Here is a 21,073-nt window from a genome sequence, read left to right on the forward strand (position 1 = left end):
TGTCAGATTGCCAGGCGGGCCAGCAGATCTCGCGCCTTCTCAGCATTCTGCGGATCGCAGAGCACGTCATAGCGGCCGGCCACCAATTGCATGGTGGAGCTGAAGTCTCTGGTCCCGCGCGCCATTGCGTACGGAACCGCTGAGGTAATCAAGCCGAAGAACACCCCGGCAACCAAGCCGGTGACCAGAGCACCCCATGGGTTGGGACTGAAGAAACCGAGTACCAGGCCGATGAACAGACCCAGCCACGCTCCGCTGAGCACCCCACCGCCGAGCACCTTGGGCCAAGTCAGCCGACCGGTGACCCGCTCCACCTGCATGAGATCGACGCCGACGATCGTCACTTGGTGGACCGGGAAGTCCTGTTCAGACAGATAGTCGACCGCGCGTTGCGCCTCGGCATAGGTGGGATAGGACCCCACCGGCCAGCCCTTTGGCGGGGTGGGCAATCCAGGCACACCGCGCCGGCCCGCAGCGCCGGCGGGCGACGTTGAGCCGGGAACCTGTCCGGGCTGGAAGGGGCTAGTCATCGGTCCTCATTGGTCCTCATTGGTTCTTGTCGGTCCTTATCGGTCCGTATTAGTCCTCATTTTTGTATGCCTTGGCCATCGTTTCACCTTCGGGATGTCCGTGCACGCATCGCGTGACCCCGAGTAACCGGTAAACCGCCTGGACCTGGCGCATCATGCCTGGATAGGGCCCCGGGCCGGCCGCGCGGGAGGTCGCTTGACGGACACAACCCACGGCGTACATATAGGTTAGGTTGTCACCATGACAGCACCCGGCGGCTCCTTCGACGAGGGTGCCCACGACGGCGCTGCCTCACCCCCACCCGGTGAGCAGCCTTCCGAACAACCCTTTTCCCCACCGCCCGACGCCCCCTGGGCTGCCCCGGAAGCGGCATCACCAGCCGACGACTACCCAGCGCCGTCCTATCCGCCGCCCGCCTACCCGCCGGAGCCGGTCGGACCGGGCGGATACCCACCCGACTACGCGACCGGGTACCCACCCCCGCCCGGCTACCCACCGCCCGGGTACCCGCCTTACGGCGCAGCCGCGGGCGAGTACGGGGGCACCCCGTACCCTCCGCCCCCGCCGCCCCCCGCGCCCATGGCGGCACCTTACGGCGCGCCGCCACCCAACTACCCGCCGCCGTCCTACCCCGGCGGGTACTACCCGCCACCGGATCCGATGGCGGGTTATGGACCGGCGCTGCCCGGCATGAACACCATGGCGATCGTCGCGCTGGTGTCCTCGTTGGTCGGTGTGTTCTGCTGCATCGGCTCGGTCGTGGCGATCGTGGTCGGCACCATCGCAATCAACCAGATCAAGCAAACCCGCGAAGATGGCTACGGCCTGGCGGTGGCCGGCATCGTGATCGCGGTCGCGACGCTGTTGATCTACCTGGTAGTCGGAATCTTCAGCATTCCCTCTCACTAGCGGTTCATCGGCGCGACAGCGGTCAACTAGCGACACGTTCGCGGCAATCGGCAACCCGGCTCGGTACCCCGCCGAGGGGGGCTGCCTACGCTTTCCACCATGGGATCGGTCAACAGGGTGTACGTGGCACGGCTTTCACGAATGATGGTGCTGAGGCCATTCGGGGAAACCTTCGGGCGGGTCCGCGACGTCGTCATCAGCATCAGCATCGTGCGCCAGCAACCGCGAGTGCTGGGGCTGGTCGTCGATTTGGCCACCCGTCGCAGCATCTTCATACCGATGCTGCGGGTTGCCGCAATTGAGCCGAACGCGGTGACACTGAGCACCGCGAGCGTGTCGCTGCGCCACTTCGAGCAGCGGCCGGGCGAAGTGCTGGCGATTGGCCAGGTGCTTGTCACGCCGGTGCGGGTGAACGACCCCGACCTGCCGGAGCTGGCCAACGCCGACATCGTGATCACTGACCTGGGGATCGAGCAAACCCGAACACGCGACTGGATGGTCACCAGAGTCGCCGTCCGCAGCCCGCGACGGCTGGGACGCCGCGGGCCGCTACACGTCGTCGACTGGCAGAACGTGCGCGGGCTGACTCCATCGGCCCTAGCGATGCCCGATCAGGACGTGGCTCAGCTGCTCGACCAGTTCGAGGGGCGGCGGGCGGTCGACGTCGCCGACGCCATCCGCGGGCTTCCGTCGAAGCGCCGCTACGAGGTGTTCAAGGCTCTCGACGACGAGCGGTTGGCCGACATCTTGCAGGAGCTGCCCGAGCTGGATCAGGCCGAGGTGCTCTCCCAGCTGGGTACCGAGCGCGCCGCAGATGTGCTCGAGGAGATGGATCCCGACGACGCCGCGGACCTGCTCGGTGTGCTGAATCCAACCGATGCCGAGGTCTTGCTGACTCGGATGGACCCCGACGACTCCGATTCGGTGCGCCGCCTGCTGCAGCACTCTCCCGACACCGCGGGTGGGCTGATGACCTCGAATCCGGTGGTGCTGACCCCAGACACCTCGGTTGCCGAGGCGCTGGCCCGGGTGCGTGATCCGGACCTGACCCCAGCGTTGTCATCCATGGTTTTCGTGGCGCGCCCGCCCACGGCGACGCCCACCGGCCACTACGTGGGCTACGTGCATCTGCAGCGACTACCTCGCGAACCACCGGCCGAGCTGGTCGGCGGAATCGTGGATACCGACCTACTGACCCTGACACCAGAGACCCCCTTGGCCGCCGTGACCCGCTACTTCGCCGCCTACAACCTGGTGTGCGGGCCTGTGGTCGACGACCAGAACCACCTGTTGGGAGCCGTCACGGTCGACGACCTGCTCGACCACTTGCTGCCCCATGACTGGCGGGTGGACGTCCAGCAGCTCGACCCCGCCGGCAGACCTGCCAGATCCGGAGGAGCCTTGTGAGCAAGACCCCAGCGGCACGACGGCTGTACACCCCTCGGACATCACGCGCCTTTGCACCGCGACTGGATCCCGAGGCGGTCGGGCGAACGACCGAGTCCATCGCACGCTTCTTCGGAACCGGGCGCTACCTGCTGGTGCAGACGCTGATCGTGGTGATCTGGATATCGCTGAACCTGTTCGCGGTCAAGCTGCGCTGGGATCCGTACCCTTTCATCCTGCTGAATCTGGCTTTCTCCACTCAGGCCTCCTATGCGGCACCGCTGATTCTGCTGGCCCAGAACCGGCAGGAGAACCGCGACCGTGTCCTGCTCGACGGTGATCGCCGCCGCGCCGCGCAGACCAAGGCCGACACCGAGTATCTGGCCCGCGAGCTGGCCGCCTTGCGCCTGGCCATCGGCGCGGTACCGACTCGGGATTACCTGCGCCACGAGCTGGAGAGTCTGCGGGACCTGGTCGCGGAACTGCAGTCGGACCAACCCGATACGGAAACCGACGGGACTGAGCGGCGGGCCAAGAAAACCTACTGAGATCCGAGTATCTCATTGCGCCACTCGCGTCACAGGAGTTATGTATGGTGATCTAGTTCACGAAGTTATCGATATGTAAGTTTCCCGACGCTATACATAAACATCGAGGACGGTCGAGGTGCGCATAGGGGGCCGCTGGGTTGCTCACCCGGCCGTCGCATCGGTGCGGCAACGAGCACTCCGTGCCAAAACGCCGGTATTCGGCATCGCCATGATCACCCCATTGGTATTCGCGGGCGCGGTCGGCGCCACGGCTCCCGCGTCATACGGGAAGACACCGGCCGTTCGGGCTGCCATCACGCCGGTGGCGGCGGTGGCACCGTCGCCCGCCATCGACCTGTCCGGCCCGAGCATCGTCACCGTCGAGCGCCCTCCGACCAACTTCCACATCGCTGCGGGCACCACCGCGGCCCCACCGCCGGCGAGAGTCGTGAATGCCCCCGGAGCCCTGGGCATTCCCATCATGGCGCTGACCGCCTATCGAAATGCCGAGCAGAAAATGGCCACCGCCGCTCCGGCCTGTGGCATCAGCTGGAACCTGCTGGCCGGCATCGGCCGCATCGAATCGATGCACGCCAACGGCGGGGCCGTTGACGAACGCGGCACCGCGGTGAACCCGATCTATGGGCCCGCCCTGGATGGCACCCTGCCCGGCAACGAAGTGATCATCCAAAGCAAGGTCGGCAACCGGGTCACCTACGCCCGGGCAATGGGCCCAATGCAGTTCCTGCCCGGCACCTGGGCGCGCTATGCCTCCGACGGCGACAGCGACGGGGTGCCCGACCCACAAAACATCTTCGACTCCACGCTGGCCGCCGCCCGGTACCTGTGCAGCGGCGGGCTGAACCTACGGGATCCAGGTCAGGTCATGGCCGCAATCTTGCGATACAACAACTCGATGCCCTACGCGCAAAACGTGCTGGGCTGGGCCGCGGCGTACGCCACCGGCGTGCTGCCCGTCGACCTGCCGCCGATTACCGGGCCGCCCCCACCGATTGGCGACGCTCACCTGGAGCATCCGGAAGGCCTCGGCCCGAATTTGCCGTTGAACGCCAACGGCTTGGGGCCCGCCGACCCGCTCTCCCACATGCCGTTGATCGACTTTGCCCCGCCGCAGATGCCGGCGCCTCCCCCGCCGATGTTCCCGTGGATGCAGCCCACGCCGCAGCCGTTGGCGCCACAGCCCGGGTGCACCCTGATCTGCGTCACCAACCCGCCCGAGGCGGTCCCGCCACCCGCTCCGATGCCGTTCGGACTCATGCCGCCACCGCCTGCCCCCGCCGCGCCGCCACCGCCAGATCCACTGGCTCCACTGGGCGCTCCCCCGGTCGGCGGTCCGCCGGCGGCTCCCGCACCCGCACCGGCTGGCCCGCCGGTACCCGGTGGTCCGGCACCGGCCGGCCCGGCACCTGCACCCGCTGGCCCGGCACCGGCACCCGGCGCACCGGCGCCGGCTGGGCCTGCTCCCACCCCCACACCCAGCGGGCCGGCTCCCGGCGAACCGGTACTCACCCCGGTCCACTGACCACTTGGCTGGCCGCAGGGCCGTAGCCGCAGCCGCATAGACTCGGCAGTGATGTCCGGAACCCCAGATAACGCCGCCGATCAGTCCTCGACAACCCAAGCTATCCGGGCCGCACTGGCCAAGGTGGTTGATCCCGAGCTGCGCCGCCCCGTCACCGAACTCGGAATGGTCAAGAGCGTCGAGGTCGCCCCCGACGGCGCGGTGCACGTCGAGATCTACCTCACCACCGGTGCGTGTCCGAAAAAGACCGAAATCAGCGAGCGCGTCACCCAAGCGGTGGCCGACGTGCCCGGTACCGGGGACGTGCGGGTCAGTCTGGATGTGATGAGCGACGAGCAGCGCACCGAGTTGCGCAAGCTGCTACGCGGGGACGCGCGCGAACCGGTCATCCCGTTCGCCCAACCCAGCTCATTGACGCGGGTATATGCGGTCGCCTCGGGCAAGGGCGGCGTGGGGAAGTCCACCGTCACCGTCAACCTGGCGGCCGCAATGGCCGCCCGCGGCCTGTCGGTGGGCGTCCTCGATGCCGATATCCACGGCCACTCCATTCCGCGGATGATGGGCACCACCGACCGGCCCACCCAGGTCGAGTCGATGATCCTGCCGCCCATCGCCCATGAGGTGCGGGTGATCTCGATCGCCCAGTTCACCCAGGAAAACACACCGGTGGTGTGGCGGGGACCGATGCTGCACCGGGCCCTGCAGCAGTTCCTGGCCGACGTGTACTGGGGCGACCTGGATGTGCTGCTGCTCGATCTGCCGCCCGGTACGGGCGATATCGCCATTTCGGTGGCTCAGCTGATCCCCAATGCTGAGATCCTGGTCATCACGACGCCGCAGCTGGCCGCTGCCGAGGTGGCCGAACGCGCCGGCAGCATCGCGCTACAAACCCGCCAGCGGATTGTCGGCGTGGTGGAGAACATGTCTGGACTGACGCTGCCCGATGGCACCACGATGCACGTATTCGGTGAGGGCGGTGGCCGGCAAGTGGCAGAAAGGCTGACCCGCGCGGTCGGCGCCGACGTGCCGCTGCTCGGACAGATCCCGCTGGACCCGGCACTGGTGGACGCCGGGGATTCGGGAATGCCGATGGTGCTGCGCGCACCCGACTCCGCGGTGGGCAAGGAGCTGCTCAGCATCGCCGACAGCCTGGCCTCGCGACGCCGTGGGCTGACCGGCATGTCGCTGCGATTGGACCCGAAGCGGCGCTGAGCGCTCGCTTACGGTCTAGGTTGCGTCGGAATCAAACGGCGGGCGAACCGGCTCATCCGGCGCCTCCTGGGCGGATGCCACCGCATCCACGGCCGGAGTTGCAGACGCCGCCTTGTCGAAGTTCCCGGTGAAGATCGAGTCGTCGCCGTCGAGCAGGTGTTTGGTCAGCGCCGCACGCGGCGTCATCCCCCGCAGCTTCTGTAACTCGCCGAGCTGCCCGCGCAGATCATCGAACTCAGGCCCCATGTCGTCGCGGAGTTGGCTGGTGACCCCGCTGAGATAGTCACGCGCCTGACGCAACGCGCCCGAACTCCAGCGGATGGCGCCCGGGAGCCGTTCCGGCCCAAGCACGACCAGCCCGACCACGACGAGCACGAGCATTTCCCCCCAGCCGATGTTGGCGAACACTAGCTGGAATCGGGGTCGGGTTTGACGGTCAGCGTGACATGGCGACCATCGCGGACGACCTCCACCGGGGCGTCTTGCCCGATGGTCAGCTGACGCACGGCGACGACGAATTCATCGGAGTCGGCAACACTGCGGTTGCCGATCTTTACGATCACGTCGTTTTCCAGGATTCCGGCCTTCTGCGCGGGGCTTCCGGCCTTCACGTTGGCCACCTGCGCACCCGAGGCAATCGCGTTGCTCACCGAGCGCGTCGTGATCCCGATCGTCGGGTGCACGATCTTCCCGTCTTTGATCAGGGTTTCGGCGACGAACTTCATCTCATTGACCGGGATTGCGAAACCCAGCCCGCTGGCACTGTCCGACAGCGACTTGCCGGCGGTATTGATGCCGATCACCTGGGAGTCCATGTCGATCAGCGGACCGCCGGAGTTGCCGTGGTTGATCGAGGCATCGGTCTGGATGGCGTCGATGACCGTGTCGGTGTCGGAGCCCTCCCCCGACAGCGGGACCGGGCGATGCAGCGCACTGACAATGCCTTCGGTCACCGTGCTGCGCAAGCCCAGCGGCGCACCGACCGCCAGCACCTCATCGCCAACCCGGACCTTGTCGGAATTGCCGAGGCGGGCCACGGTCAGATTGTCGACGTTGTCGACCTTGAGTACCGCCAGGTCGGTCTTGGGGTCGCGGCCCACCAGGCTGGCCGGCACCTCCTTGCCGTCGTTGAACACCACGGTCGTCTTGAACTGGCTGGGGTTGTTGGCGGCCTCGGAGATCACGTGGTTGTTGGTGACGATGTAGCCACGCCCATCGACGATGACACCGGAACCCTGCATGCCCTCCTGGTCGCTCTTGGTCTCGATAGTTACCACCGAGTCGGCGACCGCGGCCGCCACCTTGGTGAACCGGCCCGCCGGCTCTTGGGCGTTGCCGTTGGTGGACAAGGTCACCTTCGACGTTGTGAACGCCTCGACGACTTCGGCCGTCTTGCGGCCGATGACACCGCCGAGCGCCCCAATCACCAGCGCGATCACGGCCAGCACAATCAGCGCCAGGTAGGAAACCTGGCCGCCGAACAACACGTCACGAACGCCGAGCTTGCCGGTTCGGCCCAGCGCGCCCTGCGGTAACGGCGCGGCTACCGCGGGGGTACCCAATGCTGCCGCAGCACCCGGATCGCGCCATGGGTCATCAGCCTCGTCCGCCTGGCCACCGTCTTTCTCGGCATCCAAGGCGCCGGCGTCGATGGGGTGGCGCTGCAGCGAGTCGGCACCGCCGACGGGACGGCTGAAGGCCTCCTCCAATACCGGGTCCGCCGGTTGATCGTGGGGCTCGTACTCGGACTGGTCGCGATACCGCTGCGGGCGCACCCGCTCGGCCACAAACGATCCCTGGACCCCCGATGGACGCCCGAACGTTTGCCGCGCCGCGGAATCGACTGGTGGCCGGGAGATGGGACGGGGCGCCAGGCGGGGGCCGCCGTCTTGGCCACTGTTGTTGCCTTGGTCGGAGGTCACGTGATCCTCTTCTACATCCTCAATTGAGCGTTCGAGACGGGAGTCAACACGAGCCGTCCTATTGGCACGGCGTTGTCGGTGTCCACCCTAGTATCCATGGATCCCGGCTAGTCGGCATGAACCCGCACGCAGCAACTCCCGGGCCGTGCGTATCGGCGCGCAGCTGCCAAGCTAGCGCCGCTTCCGCTGATCACGGGCCTGGCGCTCGGCGAACGAGTCGGCGAGCCCGGTGGTGTCCTCGGGGGCGCCCTCCGAAGGATGATGCGGAATCTCCGACAGCATTCCCAGCAGCGCGGTTGGGATGCGGATGGGGTGGGAGTCACGCAGCGCCGCCCGCGCCCGGGTGTGGTCCTCTACCTCGGCCGCGCATTGCGGACACATCGACAAATGATGCGCGGCCCGCAGGTGTGCGTTCATCCGCAGCTCACCGTCGACAAACGCCGCAATCGCCTCGATGGACAGGTGCTCGGTAGAGCGGAAGCGACGAGGCGCACCTACCGGCGCATCGCTTTGAGAAGCGAACTGAGCAGGAAGCCAGGAGAACGCGCGCCGAAACACATGCCCCCGGTCGGCCATCACCAGCTCCTTCCCGCCATCGATATGTCGAATGTAGCGCGGTCCGGTGCCTGATAACCATTATTGGCCAGTAGAACCCCAGGATTTGGGATCAGTTGGCAACCATGCGGAAGCCAAACCGATGGTTCGACGCACGTTCGACGAGCTATCGGGCGGTACCGACAAGCCTCGGGCTCAGTTCGCTGTGTTCGGGATGCGCGGCGAGGTAGTCACGCAACGCCTGCCGTCCGCGGTGAATCCGGCTACGCACGGTGCCCAGCTTCACGCCCAGGGTGGCGCCGATTTCCTCGTAGGACAGACCTTCGATGTCACACAGGACGACCGCGGCGCGGAACTCCGGCGGCAGTGAATCGAGCGCCGCCTGCAAGTCGGGTCCCAGCCGTGAGTCGTGGTAGATCTGCTCGGGGTTGGGGTCGTCGGCAGGCACCCGGTCGTAGTCCTCGGGCAACGCTTCCATCCGGATGCGCGACCGGCGGCGGACCATGTCGAGAAAGAGGTTGGTAGTGATGCGGTGCAACCAGCCCTCGAAGGTGCCCGGCTGGTAGTTCTGGACGGACCGGAACACCCTGATGAACGTTTCCTGAGTGAGATCCTCAGCGTCCTGTTGATTGCCCGACAGGCGAGAGGCCAGCCGGTACACCCGGTCGGCGTGCTGGCGCACCAACTCATCCCACGACGGCATCGCAGCCTTGTCACCGGTCGCATCGAATACCGCGGTGCCCAGCAACCCATCAGAGGTTTCGGCCCACTCGTCGTCGCGGACCAGTTGGGGGTGAGACATGGTCGTGGTGCTCAAGGTGGTGATGGTGTGTTCCTCCGGCTTTTCCCTGCCATCAGAAATCGGCAGTTCGTCACCGGCGGCAACGCGCAGTTGCCATTCTGTATTCCCGAGCCCGCGTCCTCCACGTTCCATGCCGTTACCGTCGCGTACCGGCGTATGGGCGGCATATGAGCAAACTGAGGTTTAGCTGAGAAACCAATTCGTTACCTGCGTTATCCTGCAATTATACACTCGTTATGAAGCTCGATTGCATCGTCAGCCTTGGGCGTGTCGGCTTGCGCGATGTCGCGACGCCACTCCTGGCAACGGGCGCGCCTGCCCGACTGCGTCGCCAATCCGACATACGCTGCGGGCATGCATGGCACCGATAGCAGCTCAGACACCCCAGGCCAGCCGGCCCCGAGTCGAGCCGAATTGCTGTCTGCCCACGCTGAGGGATCGATCTCGGAAGACACGATCCTCAAGACCGCCCGGGACCGGACTGTCGACATCGGCGTTGGGGCGGTAACACCCGCGGTCGGCGCGCTCTTGAGCATGCTGGCCAAGCTCAGTGGCGGCAAGGCGGTGGCGGAAGTAGGCACCGGCGCCGGTGTCAGCGGCTTGTGGTTGCTATCCGGCATGAGCGATGACGGGGTGTTGACCACGATCGACATCGAGCCCGAGCATCTGCGGGTCGCCAAGCAGGCGTTCACCGAAGCCGGTATCGGACCCTCGCGCACCCGGCTCATCAGCGGCCGCGCTCAAGAGGTGCTGACGCGACTCGCCGATGACTCTTATGACCTGGTGTTCGTTGACGCCGACCCGATCGATCAGCCCGACTATGTGGTCGAGGGCGTGCGGTTGCTGCGCTCCGGCGGGGTGATCGTGGTGCATCGGGCCGCTCTTGGCGGCCGGGCCGGCGATCCGGCCGCGCGCGACGCCGAGGTGACCGCGGTACGGGAGGCGGCACGCCTGATCGCCGAGGATGAACGGCTCACCCCGGCGCTGGTGCCGCTAGGTGACGGTGTGCTGGCCGCGGTCCGCGACTAGTTGAGGCGGGCTTGCGGATCTCGCCGTGAGCGCGGCGATCGACGGTCGCACCGACTAGGACGTCACGAGCGGCCGAAGAAGCCCGACTGGTAGTCGCCCGCGTTGAATCCGCCCGAGTTGTAGTGGCCCGAATTGCCGAAGCCCGAGCTATTGCCGCCCTGGTTGCCCACGCCCGTGTTGTGGTCACCCGAGTTGAAAAGACCGGTGTTGTAGTAGCCGGTGCTGGCCAAGCCCACGACGTGGTCCCCGGAGCTCAGCCAGCCGACGTGTAGGCCGCCGTCGCCGTAGTTGAAGAAGCCGGTGTCGGTGCCACCGGCGCTGGAATTGAAGAAACCCACGTTGTATCCACCGCCGCCTGAGTTTCCGACACCGGAGCTGTACCCCCCGGCCGACGAGTTGATCAGGCCCGAGTTGTAGCTACCGGAGTTGAAGAAGCCGGAGTTTCCGGTTCCCGAGTTACCGAAGCCGGAATTGCCGCTGTGGGTGCCTGTGCCGCCCACACCCGTGTTGACGTTGCCCGTGTTCCACAGACCGGTATTACTGTCGCCCGCATTGAAAAGTCCGGTGTTGGCGTAGCCGGCATTGAAGAAGCCAGTGTTGCCGGCCTGTCCGATGGTTCCGGCCCCAGTCACCGGGTTTGCGCCGTTGCCCCGACGTTGAAAGCGCCCGTGTTGCCGATACCCGCGTTGGCCCAACCCACGTTGGCGAAGCCCGCGTTGAACATGCCTACGTTGTGGTTGCCCGCGTTGAAAAAGCCGATGTCATGACCGAAGAGCGCGGAGATGCCGCCGCCGGAGTTGAAGCCGCCCAGATTGCCGTTCCCCGAGTTCGCCAAGCCGAGGTTGGCGTTGCCCGCATTGAATAGGCCGTCGTTGACACTGCCCGCGTTCCACCAGCCGGTATTGGTGCTGCCGGTGTTGCCGATGCCGGTGTTGAGGCTGCCCGAGTTCACTGCGCCCCAGTTGGTGCTGCCCGTGTTGGCAAGGCCCCAGTTGTCAGAGCCCGAGTTGAAAAAGCCACTGTTACCGGCGCCCGAATTGAACAAGCCAGTGTTGCCGGCGCCGGAGTTCCAGCCCCCGAAACCGATTTGGTTGTCCCCGGTCAGCCCGATACCGATATTGCCGTCGCCCGTGTTCGCCAGGCCGATGTTGCCGTTGCCGGTGTTGCCGAGACCGATGTTGAAGCTGCCGTCGTTCCCGAACCCGAGATTCCAGCCGGCGCCGTTGGCGTTGAACCCGCCGATACCGATCTGATTGTCGCCGGAAAGCCCGATACCGATGTTGTTGTTGCCGACGTTGCCGAGGCCAATGTTGTTGATACCGATGTTGCCAATGCCCCAGTTATGGCTGCCGATGTTGGCGGCACCCACGTTGGACGCAGACGGGTTCCCGGCCACGGCGGTGACCAGATTCCCGTTACCGAAGCCGATGTTGCCGCTGCCGAAGTTGCCCAGACCGATGTTGAACTGTCCGATGTTGCCGGCACCCACGTTGTAGGAGGACGCCCCTGGGTAGGACGAGCCGGGGACGCCCAGAGCCGCATTTCCGTTACCCGCGCCCACGTTTGAGTTGCCGTAGTTGCCGAAACCGATGTTGCCGATGCCCCCACTGGTGGAGCTGGGACCGCTGTTGCCGCCACCGAAGTTGTAGCTGCCGAAGTTGCCGCTACCGACGTTGAAGTTCCCGATGTTGCCGATGCCGAGATTGACACCCGACAGACCCGGCAGGTTTTGCAGCACTGTTTGCCACGGCGCCAGCGCTGCCGCTGAGGCCGAAACCCCCGCGTGGTAGCCGGACATCGCAGCCACGTCCTGCGCCCACATCTGCTCGTACTGGGCTTCGACCGCCGCGATCGCCGGCGCATTGAAGCCGAACAGATTCGAGCGCACCAGCGACACGAACTGAGATCGGTTTTGTCCCACCGCGACTGGATGAATCATCGCCGCCCAGGCGGCCTCGAATGTCGACGCCACGGTCTTGGCCTGACCAGCCGCGGACTGGGCGCGGGCCGCCGCCACCGATAGCCAAGCCGAATACGGGGCCGCGGCGGCGGTCATCGCAGCTGCCGCCGGCCCCTGCCAGGATCCGCCGACGAGGCCCGATGTCACCGACCCAAAAGAGTCGGCGGCCGAACTCAGTTCCGCCGCCAGCCCATCCCAGGCGGCCGCGGCCTGCAGCATCGGGCCGGATCCCGCCCCGGCAAAGATTCGCGCCGAGTTGATCTCCGGCGGCAATATCGAAAAGTTCACCGCTCCCCCGAACTTCGTAGACCGGCCTTCGCCGATATTGGCGATATCAAGATCGGTAACGCGAGTTACCGTACCCCGCTCGGGGCGAGCTTTGGCCGCGTTTGATCAAAGTTCACCAGCCGCATTCGGGCTATTGCGACGCCGGCGATTTCCACCAGGTAGCCAGTCCTTGACGATGCCCTGAACGTAGGTTTAGTGTGTTGAACATGCGTTCAGTCGACTTGACTGCGGCGGCGCGCATCAGGGATGCGGCGATCGAGCAGTTCGGTCAGCACGGCTTCGGTGTCAGCCTGCGCGCCATCGCCGAAGGTGCGGGAGTGAGCGCGGCGCTGGTCATCCACCACTTCGGCTCCAAGGAGGGCCTGCGCAAGGCCTGTGACAACTACGTCGCCGAAGAGATCCGCAGCGAGAAGTTGACGGCGATGCAGTCCAACGACCCGGCCACCTGGCTCGGCCAACTTGCCCAAGTCGAGTCATACGCACCGCTGATGGCCTACCTGGTACGCAGCATGCAGTCCGGCAGCGAGCTGGCCATGATGCTGTGGCAGCAGATGATCGACAACGCCGAGGAATACCTTGCGGAGGGCGTTCGAGCCGGCACCATCAAAGCCAGCCGCGACCCGAAAGCCAGGGCGAAGTTTCTGGCCATCACCGGGGCTGGGGGGTTTCTGCTGTATCTGCAAATGCACCAGACGCCAACCGATTTGCGTGCGGTATTGCGTGACTACGCGCGGGACATGCTGCTGCCATCGCTCGAGATTTATACCGAAGGCCTGATGGCCGACAGCACCATGTACGACGCCTTCCTCGCGCAGGACAACCAAGGAGAATCTCATGGCCACTGACATCGGCTCGACACCCATCGAGATCCGGGGTCTAACCAAGAACTTCGGTTCGTTGCGCGCACTCGATGAACTGGACTTGACGGTGCGCGAGGGAGAGGTTCACGGCTTCTTGGGCCCCAACGGCGCCGGGAAGTCGACGACCATCCGCATCCTGCTGGGCCTGGTGAAGGCGGATAGCGGAAGTGTGCGCCTGTTGGGCGGCAATCCGTGGACCGACGCAGTCGAGCTGCATCGCCAGATCGCCTACGTGCCCGGTGATGTCACACTGTGGCCGTCGCTGACCGGCGGCGAGATCATTGATCTGCTCGCCCGGATGCGCGGAGGTATCGATCAAGATCGTCGTGCGGAGTTGATCGAGCGCTTCGGCCTGGACCCACACAAGAAGTCCCGAACGTACTCGAAGGGCAACCGGCAGAAGGTTTCGCTGATCTCCGCCTTTTCCTCACGGGCCCGGCTGCTGTTGTTGGACGAACCCTCCAGCGGCTTGGACCCATTGATGGAAAACGTGTTTCAGCAGTGCGTCGACGAAGCGCGCGGCAGGGGGGTGACGGTGCTGCTGTCCAGCCACATCCTGGCCGAAACCGAGGCGCTGTGTGAGCGGATAACCATCATCCGGGCCGGAAGAACCGTGGAGAGCGGTTCGCTGGCCTCCATGCGCCACCTCAGCCGCACCTCGATCAAGGCTGAAATGATCGGCGATCCAGGAGATCTCACCAGGATCCAAGGAGTCGAAGACGTCACCGTCGACGGCAACACGCTACATGTCCAGGTCGACAGCGAGAGCCTGGGCGAGCTGGTGCGGGTACTGGGCGAAGCCGGCGTACGCAGTCTCGTCAGCCAGCCACCGACTCTGGAAGAGCTGTTTCTGCGTCACTACAGCGTTGGCCCCGATGGCGAGGCCCAACACCGCAGCGGCACCGGAGTCGCAGCGCGATGAGCACCACGGTCCTGGACCGGCCAAGCCGGCCCGCACATCGCGGACCGCAACGCGCATCGGGGCTCGCCGGGACGCTCCGGCTATTGCGCCTGTACCTGCGCCGCGACCGAGTTGGGTTGCCGCTGTGGGTGATGCTGCTGTCGGTGCCGCTGGCCACAGTCAGCGTCGGCAGTATTCAAGCGGTCTACCCCGACCAGGCGGCCCGCGCCGTCGCCGCGGCCGCCATCATGGCCAGCCCCGCCCAGCGCGCGCTCTACGGCCCCGTCTACAACGACAGCCTCGGTGCCGTCGGGGTCTGGAAAGCCGGGATGTTCCACACCCTGATCGCGGTGGCCGTCATCCTCACGATGATTCGTCACACCCGAGCCGACGAAGAAACCGGCCGTGCCGAACTGGTCGAGTCCACCGCGGTGGGCCGGTATGCGAATCTCACTGCCGCACTGCTGCTGTCGTTCGGCGCGTCGGTCGCCACCGGTGCGATCGGCGCGGCGGGCCTACTCACCACCGACGTGCCCGCGGCCGGGTCACTGGCGTTCGGTGCCGCCCTGGCCGCCTCCGGGCTGGTCTTCACCTCCGTTGCCGCGGTTTGCGCACAGCTGTCGCCAAGTGCCCGGTCCTGCCGCAGCGCCGCGTTCGCCGTGCTGGGCACCGCATTCACCTTGCGGGCGATCGGTGATGCCGGTTCCGGCGCGCTGTCCTGGTTCTCCCCGCTGGGGTGGTCCCTGCTGGTCAGACCCTATGCAGGTGAGCGGTGGTGGGTGTTGCTGTTGCCCTTGGCGACAACGGCGGCGCTGACCGTGCTGGCCTATCGGCTGCGCGCCGGCCGCGACGTCGGCGCCGGGCTCATCGCCGAGCGCGCCGGCGCCGGAGCCGCCGCGCCCATGCTGAGCAACACGTTCGGGCTGGCCTGGCGGCTCGACCGCGGCGCACTGCTGCTGTGGACCATCGGGCTGTGCCTGAACGGCCTGGTGATGGGCAGCGTGGTGCACGGAATCGGCGATCAACTGGGCGACAACACCGCGGTGCGTGAGATCGTCACCCGGATGGGTGGCACCGCTGCGCTCGAGGAAGCCTTCGTCACGCTGGCCTTCACCCTCGTCGGCATGGTTGCCGCCGCATTTACCATTTCGCTGACCCTGCGCTTGCATCAGGAAGAGACCGGCCAGCGCGCCGAGCCGCTGCTGGCCGGATCGGTTTCCCGGACTCGTTGGCTATCAAGCCATCTGGTGATGGCACTGGCCGGGTCGGCCGTGGCCACCGTGCTCTCCGGTTTGGTCGCCGGAATCGCCTATGGCATCGCGGCAGGCGATGTCGGCGCCAAACTAGCGACCGTTGTCGGCGCCGCTGCGGTACAGCTTCCCGCCGTGTGGCTGCTGGCGGCGGTAGCCGTTGGGCTATTCGGTCTGGCTCCACGATTCACGCCGGTCGTGTGGGGCGTGCTGATCGGATTCGTCGCACTGTACCTACTTGGTTCACTCGCGGGAGTTCCACAGTGGCTGCTCGACCTGGAGCCGTTCGCCCACGTTCCGCGAATCGGCCGTGATTTCACCGCCGTACCGCTGCTGTGGCTGCTGGCCATCGATATCACGCTGATCTTGCTGGGCGCCCTGGCTTTGCGGCGGCGCGATCTACGTTGCTGAAATAACGGCCGACCTGACTGGGAGCAAGATGAAAACCGTTGTTCGAGTGGCGCTGTCATCAATCGTCGGCCTGGTCGCGTTCGGCCTCATCGTGTTCATCCCGGCCGGCACATTCGACTATTGGCAGGCCTGGGTCTTCATGGCAGTCTTCGCCGTCGCAACGTTGGTACCCAGCATCTACCTGGGACGAACGAATCCCGCTGCGCTGCAGCGACGTATGCACGCCGGACCTCGAGCGGAAAGTCGAGGTATCCAAAAGGTCATCATCACGGCGGCATTTGTTGCGCTGTTCGCGATGGTGGCGCTCAGCGCGCTCGACCATCGATTCGGCTGGTCGTCGGTCCCGACGGCGGTGTGCCTGATCGGCGACCTGCTGATCGCGACCGGGCTAGGGATCGCGATGCTGGTGGTCATCCAGAACGGCTATGCGGCGGCGACCATCACCGTCGAATCCGATCAAAAGGTGGTATCCACCGGCCTCTACAGCCTGGTGCGACACCCAATGTATGTCGGGAATGTGATCCTGATGCTGGGCATACCCCTGGCACTGGGTTCCTACTGGGGTCTGGTGATTGTCCCGCCGAGCGTGCTGGTTCTGGCCTTTCGCATCCTCGACGAGGAGAGCGCACTGGTTGACCAACTGGACGGGTATCGCGACTACATGCAACAGGTGCGGTATCGATTACTGCCGCGGGTGTGGTAGCGAACTGGGATCAGCGCCAGGAAAGCCGCTTGCCTGCCGACAGCGCCTAACGGGCACACCCCTCCCCCAGCACGCAACGACGTTGACGAAGCACCCACCCACACCCGGCGCAGCGGATATGAGTCTGGCGGAATCACCAGACCACCGTTGCGGGTCGCGCTACGTTGTTGCTCGTAGCTGGTCCGTTGCGGACCGTTCGGTGGAGGTCAACGATGTCGTACCTGGTGGCGGTGCCCGAGATGTTGGCCTCGGCGGCGTTGGATCTAGACAACATCGGTTCGACGATCACCGCGGCCAATGCGGCGGCAGCGGCGCCGACCACTGCGGTGCTGGCGGCCGGGGCCGACGAGATATCCGCGGCGGTCGCGGCGCTATTCACCGGGCACGCGCAGGCCTACCAATGGCTGGGTGCCCAGGCCGGGGCTTTTCATTCCCAGTTCATCCAGGCCTTGACCGGATCGGGAAGCGCGTATGCGGCCGCCGAAGCGGCCAACGCCTCGCCATTGCAGACCGCGGCACAGGAGCTGCTTGCGGTGATCAATACGCCCACCCAGGCGTTGCTGGGGCGCCCGCTGATCGGCAACGGTGCCGACGGGGCCCCCGGACAAGCCGGCGGGGATGGCGGATTGCTCTACGGCAACGGCGGTAACGGCGGCACCAGCACCACCGCGGGCGGGGCCGGCGCCGTCGGCGGCAACGGCGGGGCCGGCGGGTGGCTCTTCGGCAATGGCGGGGCCGGTGGAGCCGGCGGCGCGACACCGGGCATCGGTGGGGGCGGTGGGGCAGGCGGGGCCGGTGGGATCGGCGGGGCCGCCGGATTGTTCGGCAACGGCGGGGCAGGCGGTGTCGGCGGCAATGGCGGCACCGCCGGCAACGGGGGCTGGCTGATTGGCAACGGCGGGACCGGAGGCCAGGGCGGAGCCGGTTTCGCCGGCGGGACGGGAGCCGACAATGTCTCGGCCGGAAGACCCGGCGGGGCCGGCGGCACCGGCGGCATCGGTGCCGGTGGCGGCAACGCCGGGCTCATCGGCATTGGCGGCAACGGCGGCAATGGCGGCATGGGCGGAGCTGGCGGCGACAGCGGCTACGGCGACCAAACGGGCGGCCAAGGCGGAAATGGCGGCATGGGCGGAGCTGGCGGCGCCGCCGGCAACGGCGGCCTACTGCTTGGCAGCGGCAGCCGCGGCGGCGACGGCGGCGACGGCGGCAACGGCGGCTGGCTTTACGGAGACGGCGGGGCCGGCGGTGCTGGCGGCAATGGCGGTTTCGGTGGATCAGGCGTTCAGAACGGCGCCGGCGGAACCGGCGCACCCCCCGGTGCCGACGGACACAGCGGCGCCGATGGGTTGTTGTCCGCGGCGCTGGGGGCCTGAGCCAGCAGATCCGCGTCGCGAGCAGACGCAAAATCGCCCTGTTGAGTTCGAAAAGGCGCGATTTTGTGTCTGCTCGCGCGGGAAAGGTGACCTAGATCCAGACGCCCTTGCCCACGGCCACCACGCCGCCGGCGCTGATCGCGAACCTTTCCCGGTCCTTGTCCAAGTCCACGCCGACCATCTCGCCGGGCCCGACGACGACGTTCTTGTCCAGGATCGCGTGCCGCACCACCGCGCCGCGGCCAACCCGCGCGCCCGGCATGATCACACTGCCCTCCACGATCGCGCCGTCCTCGACCACGACGTTGGACGACAACACCGAATTGCGTACCGAGGCGGCCGAAATGATGCTGCCCGCACCCACCACCGACTCCTGCGCAGAGCCGCCGTTAACGAACTTCGCGGGCGCCAGGTTCTCCGACTCACCGCGGATCGGCCAGCGCTTGTTGTACAGGTTGAACACCGGATGCACCGACACCAGGTCCATATGCGCGTCGTAGAAAGCGTCCAGGGTCCCGACGTCACGCCAATATGCCCGGTCGCGGTCGGTAGCGCCCGGTACTTCGTTGTTGGAAAAGTCGTAGACCGCCGCCATCCCGTCGGCGACCAGTCTCGGGATGATGTCCCCACCCATGTCGTGGTCGGAATGGTCGTCGTCGGCGTCGGCCCGAATCGCATCGATCAGCACCTTGGTAGTGAAGACATAATTGCCCATCGAGACGAACGTGCTGGTGGGGTCGTCGGGTGTGCCGGGCGGCTCCAGCGGCTTCTCCACGAAATCGCGGATGGTCCCCGCATCGTCAGCGTCGATACAGCCGAACGCGCTCGCATCAGCACGCGGCACCCGGATACCGGCCACCGTGACCCCGGCCCCGCTGTCGATGTGAAACCGAACCATCTGTTCGGGATCCATCCGGTAAACGTGATCGGCCCCGAAAACCACTATGTAGTCCGGATCTTCGTCGTAGATCAGATTGAGTGACTGGTAGATCGCGTCGGCGGAGCCGGTGTACCAGCGCGGACCGAGTCGCTGCTGAGCCGGAACCGGGGTGATGTATTCACCGGCCAAACCCGACAACCGCCAGTTCTGCGATATGTGCCGGTCCAGCGAGTGCGACTTGTATTGGGTGAGAACACAGATCCGCAAATACCGAGCATTGACCAGGTTGGAGAGCACGAAATCGATCAGTCGGTAGGCGCCGCCGAAGGGAACCGCGGGCTTGGCGCGGTCGGCAGTCAGCGGATAAAGCCGCTTGCCCTCACCGCCGGCCAAGACGATGCCAAGCACGTGTGGTGCTTCCCTCATGGCCTCAAACCTAACGGCACCCGCGAAGCGCTGCCAGCGGATCCCCGGCCTGTGCCCGTTCTGTCCGGCTGTCCGGCTGTCCGGCTGTCCGTCAGGCCAATTGACCACTTCGACGGGTATGAATCCAGCCGATTAGGCGCATTTTGTCGCTCTTTCCCGCAAAGCCGCCGACCGCGGGTCGGCCCGAGGTGCGAGCGGTGCGGCCACCGCACTACGGTGCCGGGTATGCGGGTGGCGATGTTGACTCGGGAGTACCCACCGGAGGTCTATGGCGGAGCTGGGGTACATGTCACCGAGCTGGTGGCTCGATTACAGCGCCTGTGCACCGTCGACGTGCATTGCATGGGCGCACCCCGCCCCGACGCGTCGGCCCATCAGCCCGATCCGCGGCTGGCGAACGCCAACCCGGCACTGGCCACATTGTCCGCGGATCTGGTGATGACCAATGCCGCCGACGCAGCCAGCGTGGTGCACTCACATACCTGGTACACCGGCCTGGCGGGGCATCTGGCCGCCCTGCTCTACGGCATTCCGCACGTCTTGACCGCCCACTCGCTCGAACCGATGCGGCCCTGGAAAACCGAGCAGCTCGGCGGCGGCTATCAGATCTCGTCCTGGGTGGAAAAGACCGCCGTCCTGGCCGCCGACGCGGTAATCGCGGTCAGCTCCGGAATGCGTGATGACGTCCTGCGCCTGTACCCCGGGCTGGATCCAGGGATGGTGCATGTCGTCCGCAACGGCATCGACACCGAAGTGTGGTTTCCGGCCGGACCGGTTGGTACCGCTTCGGTGCTCGCCGAACTCCGGGTCGACCCGAACCGCCCCATTGTGGCGTTCGTCGGGCGGATCACCCGGCAAAAGGGCGTACCGCACTTGCTGGCAGCGGCACACCAGTTCAGCCCGGACGTCCAGTTGGTGCTGTGCGCGGGTGCTCCCGACACCCCGGAAATCGCCAATGAAGTGCAGTCCGCGGTGGCTCAACTGGCCAGCACTCGTAGCGGGGTGTTCTGGATCCGCGACATCCTGCCCGTGCAGAAGCTTCGCGAAATACTTTCGGCCGCAACAGTTTTTGTTTGCGCATCGATATACGAGCCATTGGGCATCGTGAACCTCGAAGCAATGGCCTGCGCGACCGCGGTGGTGGCCTCCGATGTCGGCGGCATCCCCGAGGTGGTCGCCGACGGAATCACCGGCACGCTGGTGCATTACGCGGCCGACGACCCCGCCGGTTATCAATCCAGGCTGGCACAGGCGGTAAATGCACTGGTCGCGGACCCAGCCAAAGCCGAACGCTACGGCCAAGCCGGACGGCAGCGTTGTATCGAGGAATTCTCCTGGACACAGATTGCCGAGCAGACGCTGGATATCTATCGAAAAGTGTGCCGATAGGGCACACTTTTCGCGATCTGAGCTAGCTCGTCACACCCTTGAGCTCGTCACCCAGCGCCGCGGCTTCATCGGGTGTCAGCTCGACGACCAACCGGCCACCTCCCTCAAGTGGTACCCGCATCACGATGCCGCGCCCCTCTTTTGTTGCCTCCAGAGGACCGTCGCCGGTCCGGGGCTTCATCGCCGCCATCGAGTGCTCCCTCCAGATTCGAG

At 66.1% G+C, this 21,073-nt stretch carries 21 protein-coding genes; 12 read left to right on the plus strand and 9 right to left on the minus strand.

Annotation, left to right across the window (positions count from 1 at the left end; translation table 11 throughout):
- Window positions 1-2 precede the first annotated feature (2 nt).
- Window positions 3-530 (minus strand): YflT domain-containing protein, encoded by a 528-nt coding sequence (locus CKW46_RS23240; protein ID WP_012395780.1) that lies wholly within the window; start codon window positions 528-530, stop codon window positions 3-5.
- Window positions 531-771: 241 nt separating this feature from the next.
- On the opposite strand from CKW46_RS23240, the gene CKW46_RS23245 reads away from it, so the two are divergent.
- From CKW46_RS23245 to CKW46_RS23265, 5 genes are all read left to right on the plus strand, one after another.
- On the plus strand, window positions 772-1,440 hold the full coding sequence (locus tag CKW46_RS23245; protein WP_012395781.1) for a DUF4190 domain-containing protein: 669 nt from the start codon (window positions 772-774) through the stop codon (window positions 1,438-1,440).
- A gap of 99 nt (window positions 1,441-1,539) precedes the next feature.
- Entirely contained in the window at window positions 1,540-2,847 is a 1,308-nt protein-coding gene (locus tag CKW46_RS23250) for a magnesium transporter MgtE N-terminal domain-containing protein (RefSeq protein ID WP_482052458.1), read from the plus strand.
- Window positions 2,844-3,374, plus strand: a complete 531-nt coding sequence (locus CKW46_RS23255) for a DUF1003 domain-containing protein (RefSeq protein ID WP_015356783.1) — start codon at window positions 2,844-2,846, stop codon at window positions 3,372-3,374. The genes CKW46_RS23250 and CKW46_RS23255 overlap by 4 nt, the downstream gene beginning before the upstream one ends.
- 118 nt (window positions 3,375-3,492) lie before the next feature.
- Entirely contained in the window at window positions 3,493-4,899 is a 1,407-nt protein-coding gene (locus tag CKW46_RS23260; protein WP_482052459.1) for a lytic transglycosylase domain-containing protein, read from the plus strand.
- A gap of 51 nt (window positions 4,900-4,950) precedes the next feature.
- The gene (locus CKW46_RS23265) at window positions 4,951-6,111 is read left to right on the plus strand and encodes an Mrp/NBP35 family ATP-binding protein (protein ID WP_117435273.1); all 1,161 of its coding nucleotides are present in this window, start codon (window positions 4,951-4,953) and stop codon (window positions 6,109-6,111) included.
- Between the two features lie 15 nt (window positions 6,112-6,126).
- Here the strand turns inward: CKW46_RS23265 and tatB are convergent, their stop codons facing one another.
- The 4 genes from tatB to sigE form a co-directional block, all read right to left on the minus strand.
- Window positions 6,127-6,519 carry a Sec-independent protein translocase protein TatB gene (gene tatB, locus CKW46_RS23270; RefSeq protein ID WP_011742078.1) on the minus strand — a complete coding sequence of 131 codons (393 nt, stop codon included), beginning with the start codon at window positions 6,517-6,519 and terminating at the stop codon, window positions 6,127-6,129.
- Complete coding sequence (gene htrA / locus CKW46_RS23275; protein ID WP_012395787.1) at window positions 6,519-8,033, minus strand: serine protease HtrA; 1,515 nt, start codon at window positions 8,031-8,033, stop codon at window positions 6,519-6,521. The genes tatB and htrA overlap by 1 nt, the downstream gene beginning before the upstream one ends.
- Window positions 8,034-8,204: 171 nt before the next feature.
- A complete protein-coding gene (rseA, locus tag CKW46_RS23280) occupies window positions 8,205-8,609 on the minus strand; it encodes an anti-sigma E factor RseA (protein WP_011742080.1) in 405 nt (134 codons plus the stop codon).
- Between the two features lie 145 nt (window positions 8,610-8,754).
- Entirely contained in the window at window positions 8,755-9,522 is a 768-nt protein-coding gene (gene sigE, locus CKW46_RS23285) for an RNA polymerase sigma factor SigE (protein ID WP_015356785.1), read from the minus strand.
- A 222-nt stretch (window positions 9,523-9,744) separates the two neighbouring features.
- Here sigE and CKW46_RS23290 point away from each other — a divergent pair, with 222 nt between their 5' ends.
- On the plus strand, window positions 9,745-10,419 hold the full coding sequence (locus tag CKW46_RS23290) for an O-methyltransferase (protein WP_041300537.1): 675 nt from the start codon (window positions 9,745-9,747) through the stop codon (window positions 10,417-10,419).
- 62 nt (window positions 10,420-10,481) lie between these two features.
- On the opposite strand, the gene CKW46_RS23295 is transcribed toward CKW46_RS23290, so the two are convergent.
- Window positions 10,482-11,051, minus strand: coding sequence for a PPE family protein (locus CKW46_RS23295; RefSeq protein WP_499018343.1), 570 nt, complete (start codon window positions 11,049-11,051; stop codon window positions 10,482-10,484).
- Window positions 11,048-12,667 (minus strand): PPE domain-containing protein, encoded by a 1,620-nt coding sequence (locus CKW46_RS23300; RefSeq protein WP_499018344.1) that lies wholly within the window; start codon window positions 12,665-12,667, stop codon window positions 11,048-11,050. Before CKW46_RS23300 ends, CKW46_RS23295 begins: the two co-directional genes overlap by 4 nt.
- A gap of 206 nt (window positions 12,668-12,873) precedes the next feature.
- Here CKW46_RS23300 and CKW46_RS23305 point away from each other — a divergent pair, with 206 nt between their 5' ends.
- From CKW46_RS23305 to CKW46_RS23325, 5 genes are all read left to right on the plus strand, one after another.
- Complete coding sequence (locus CKW46_RS23305; RefSeq protein WP_020788260.1) at window positions 12,874-13,512, plus strand: TetR/AcrR family transcriptional regulator; 639 nt, start codon at window positions 12,874-12,876, stop codon at window positions 13,510-13,512.
- Window positions 13,502-14,449: an ABC transporter ATP-binding protein gene (locus CKW46_RS23310; RefSeq protein ID WP_015356788.1), complete on the plus strand. Its 948-nt coding sequence runs from the start codon at window positions 13,502-13,504 to the stop codon at window positions 14,447-14,449. Before CKW46_RS23305 ends, CKW46_RS23310 begins: the two co-directional genes overlap by 11 nt.
- A complete protein-coding gene (locus CKW46_RS23315; RefSeq protein WP_482052461.1) occupies window positions 14,446-16,089 on the plus strand; it encodes an ABC transporter permease in 1,644 nt (547 codons plus the stop codon). The genes CKW46_RS23310 and CKW46_RS23315 overlap by 4 nt, the downstream gene beginning before the upstream one ends.
- A 28-nt stretch (window positions 16,090-16,117) precedes the next feature.
- Window positions 16,118-16,792 carry a methyltransferase family protein gene (locus CKW46_RS23320; RefSeq protein WP_012395794.1) on the plus strand — a complete coding sequence of 225 codons (675 nt, stop codon included), beginning with the start codon at window positions 16,118-16,120 and terminating at the stop codon, window positions 16,790-16,792.
- A gap of 212 nt (window positions 16,793-17,004) precedes the next feature.
- Window positions 17,005-18,165, plus strand: a complete 1,161-nt coding sequence (locus tag CKW46_RS23325; RefSeq protein ID WP_482052462.1) for a PE family protein — start codon at window positions 17,005-17,007, stop codon at window positions 18,163-18,165.
- 91 nt (window positions 18,166-18,256) lie between these two features.
- Here CKW46_RS23325 and glgC read toward each other — a convergent pair whose 3' ends face one another.
- Window positions 18,257-19,471 carry a glucose-1-phosphate adenylyltransferase gene (gene glgC, locus CKW46_RS23330; protein ID WP_012395797.1) on the minus strand — a complete coding sequence of 405 codons (1,215 nt, stop codon included), beginning with the start codon at window positions 19,469-19,471 and terminating at the stop codon, window positions 18,257-18,259.
- Window positions 19,472-19,696: 225 nt separating this feature from the next.
- On the opposite strand from glgC, the gene glgA reads away from it, so the two are divergent.
- Entirely contained in the window at window positions 19,697-20,860 is a 1,164-nt protein-coding gene (gene glgA / locus CKW46_RS23335) for a glycogen synthase (RefSeq protein ID WP_482052463.1), read from the plus strand.
- 22 nt (window positions 20,861-20,882) lie between these two features.
- Here the strand turns inward: glgA and CKW46_RS23340 are convergent, their stop codons facing one another.
- Entirely contained in the window at window positions 20,883-21,050 is a 168-nt protein-coding gene (locus CKW46_RS23340; RefSeq protein WP_003406247.1) for a DUF3117 domain-containing protein, read from the minus strand.
- Window positions 21,051-21,073: the final 23 nt, after the last annotated feature.

The organism is Mycobacterium liflandii, assembly GCF_022354805.1.
Taxonomy (GTDB): Bacteria; Actinomycetota; Actinomycetes; order Mycobacteriales; family Mycobacteriaceae; genus Mycobacterium; species Mycobacterium marinum.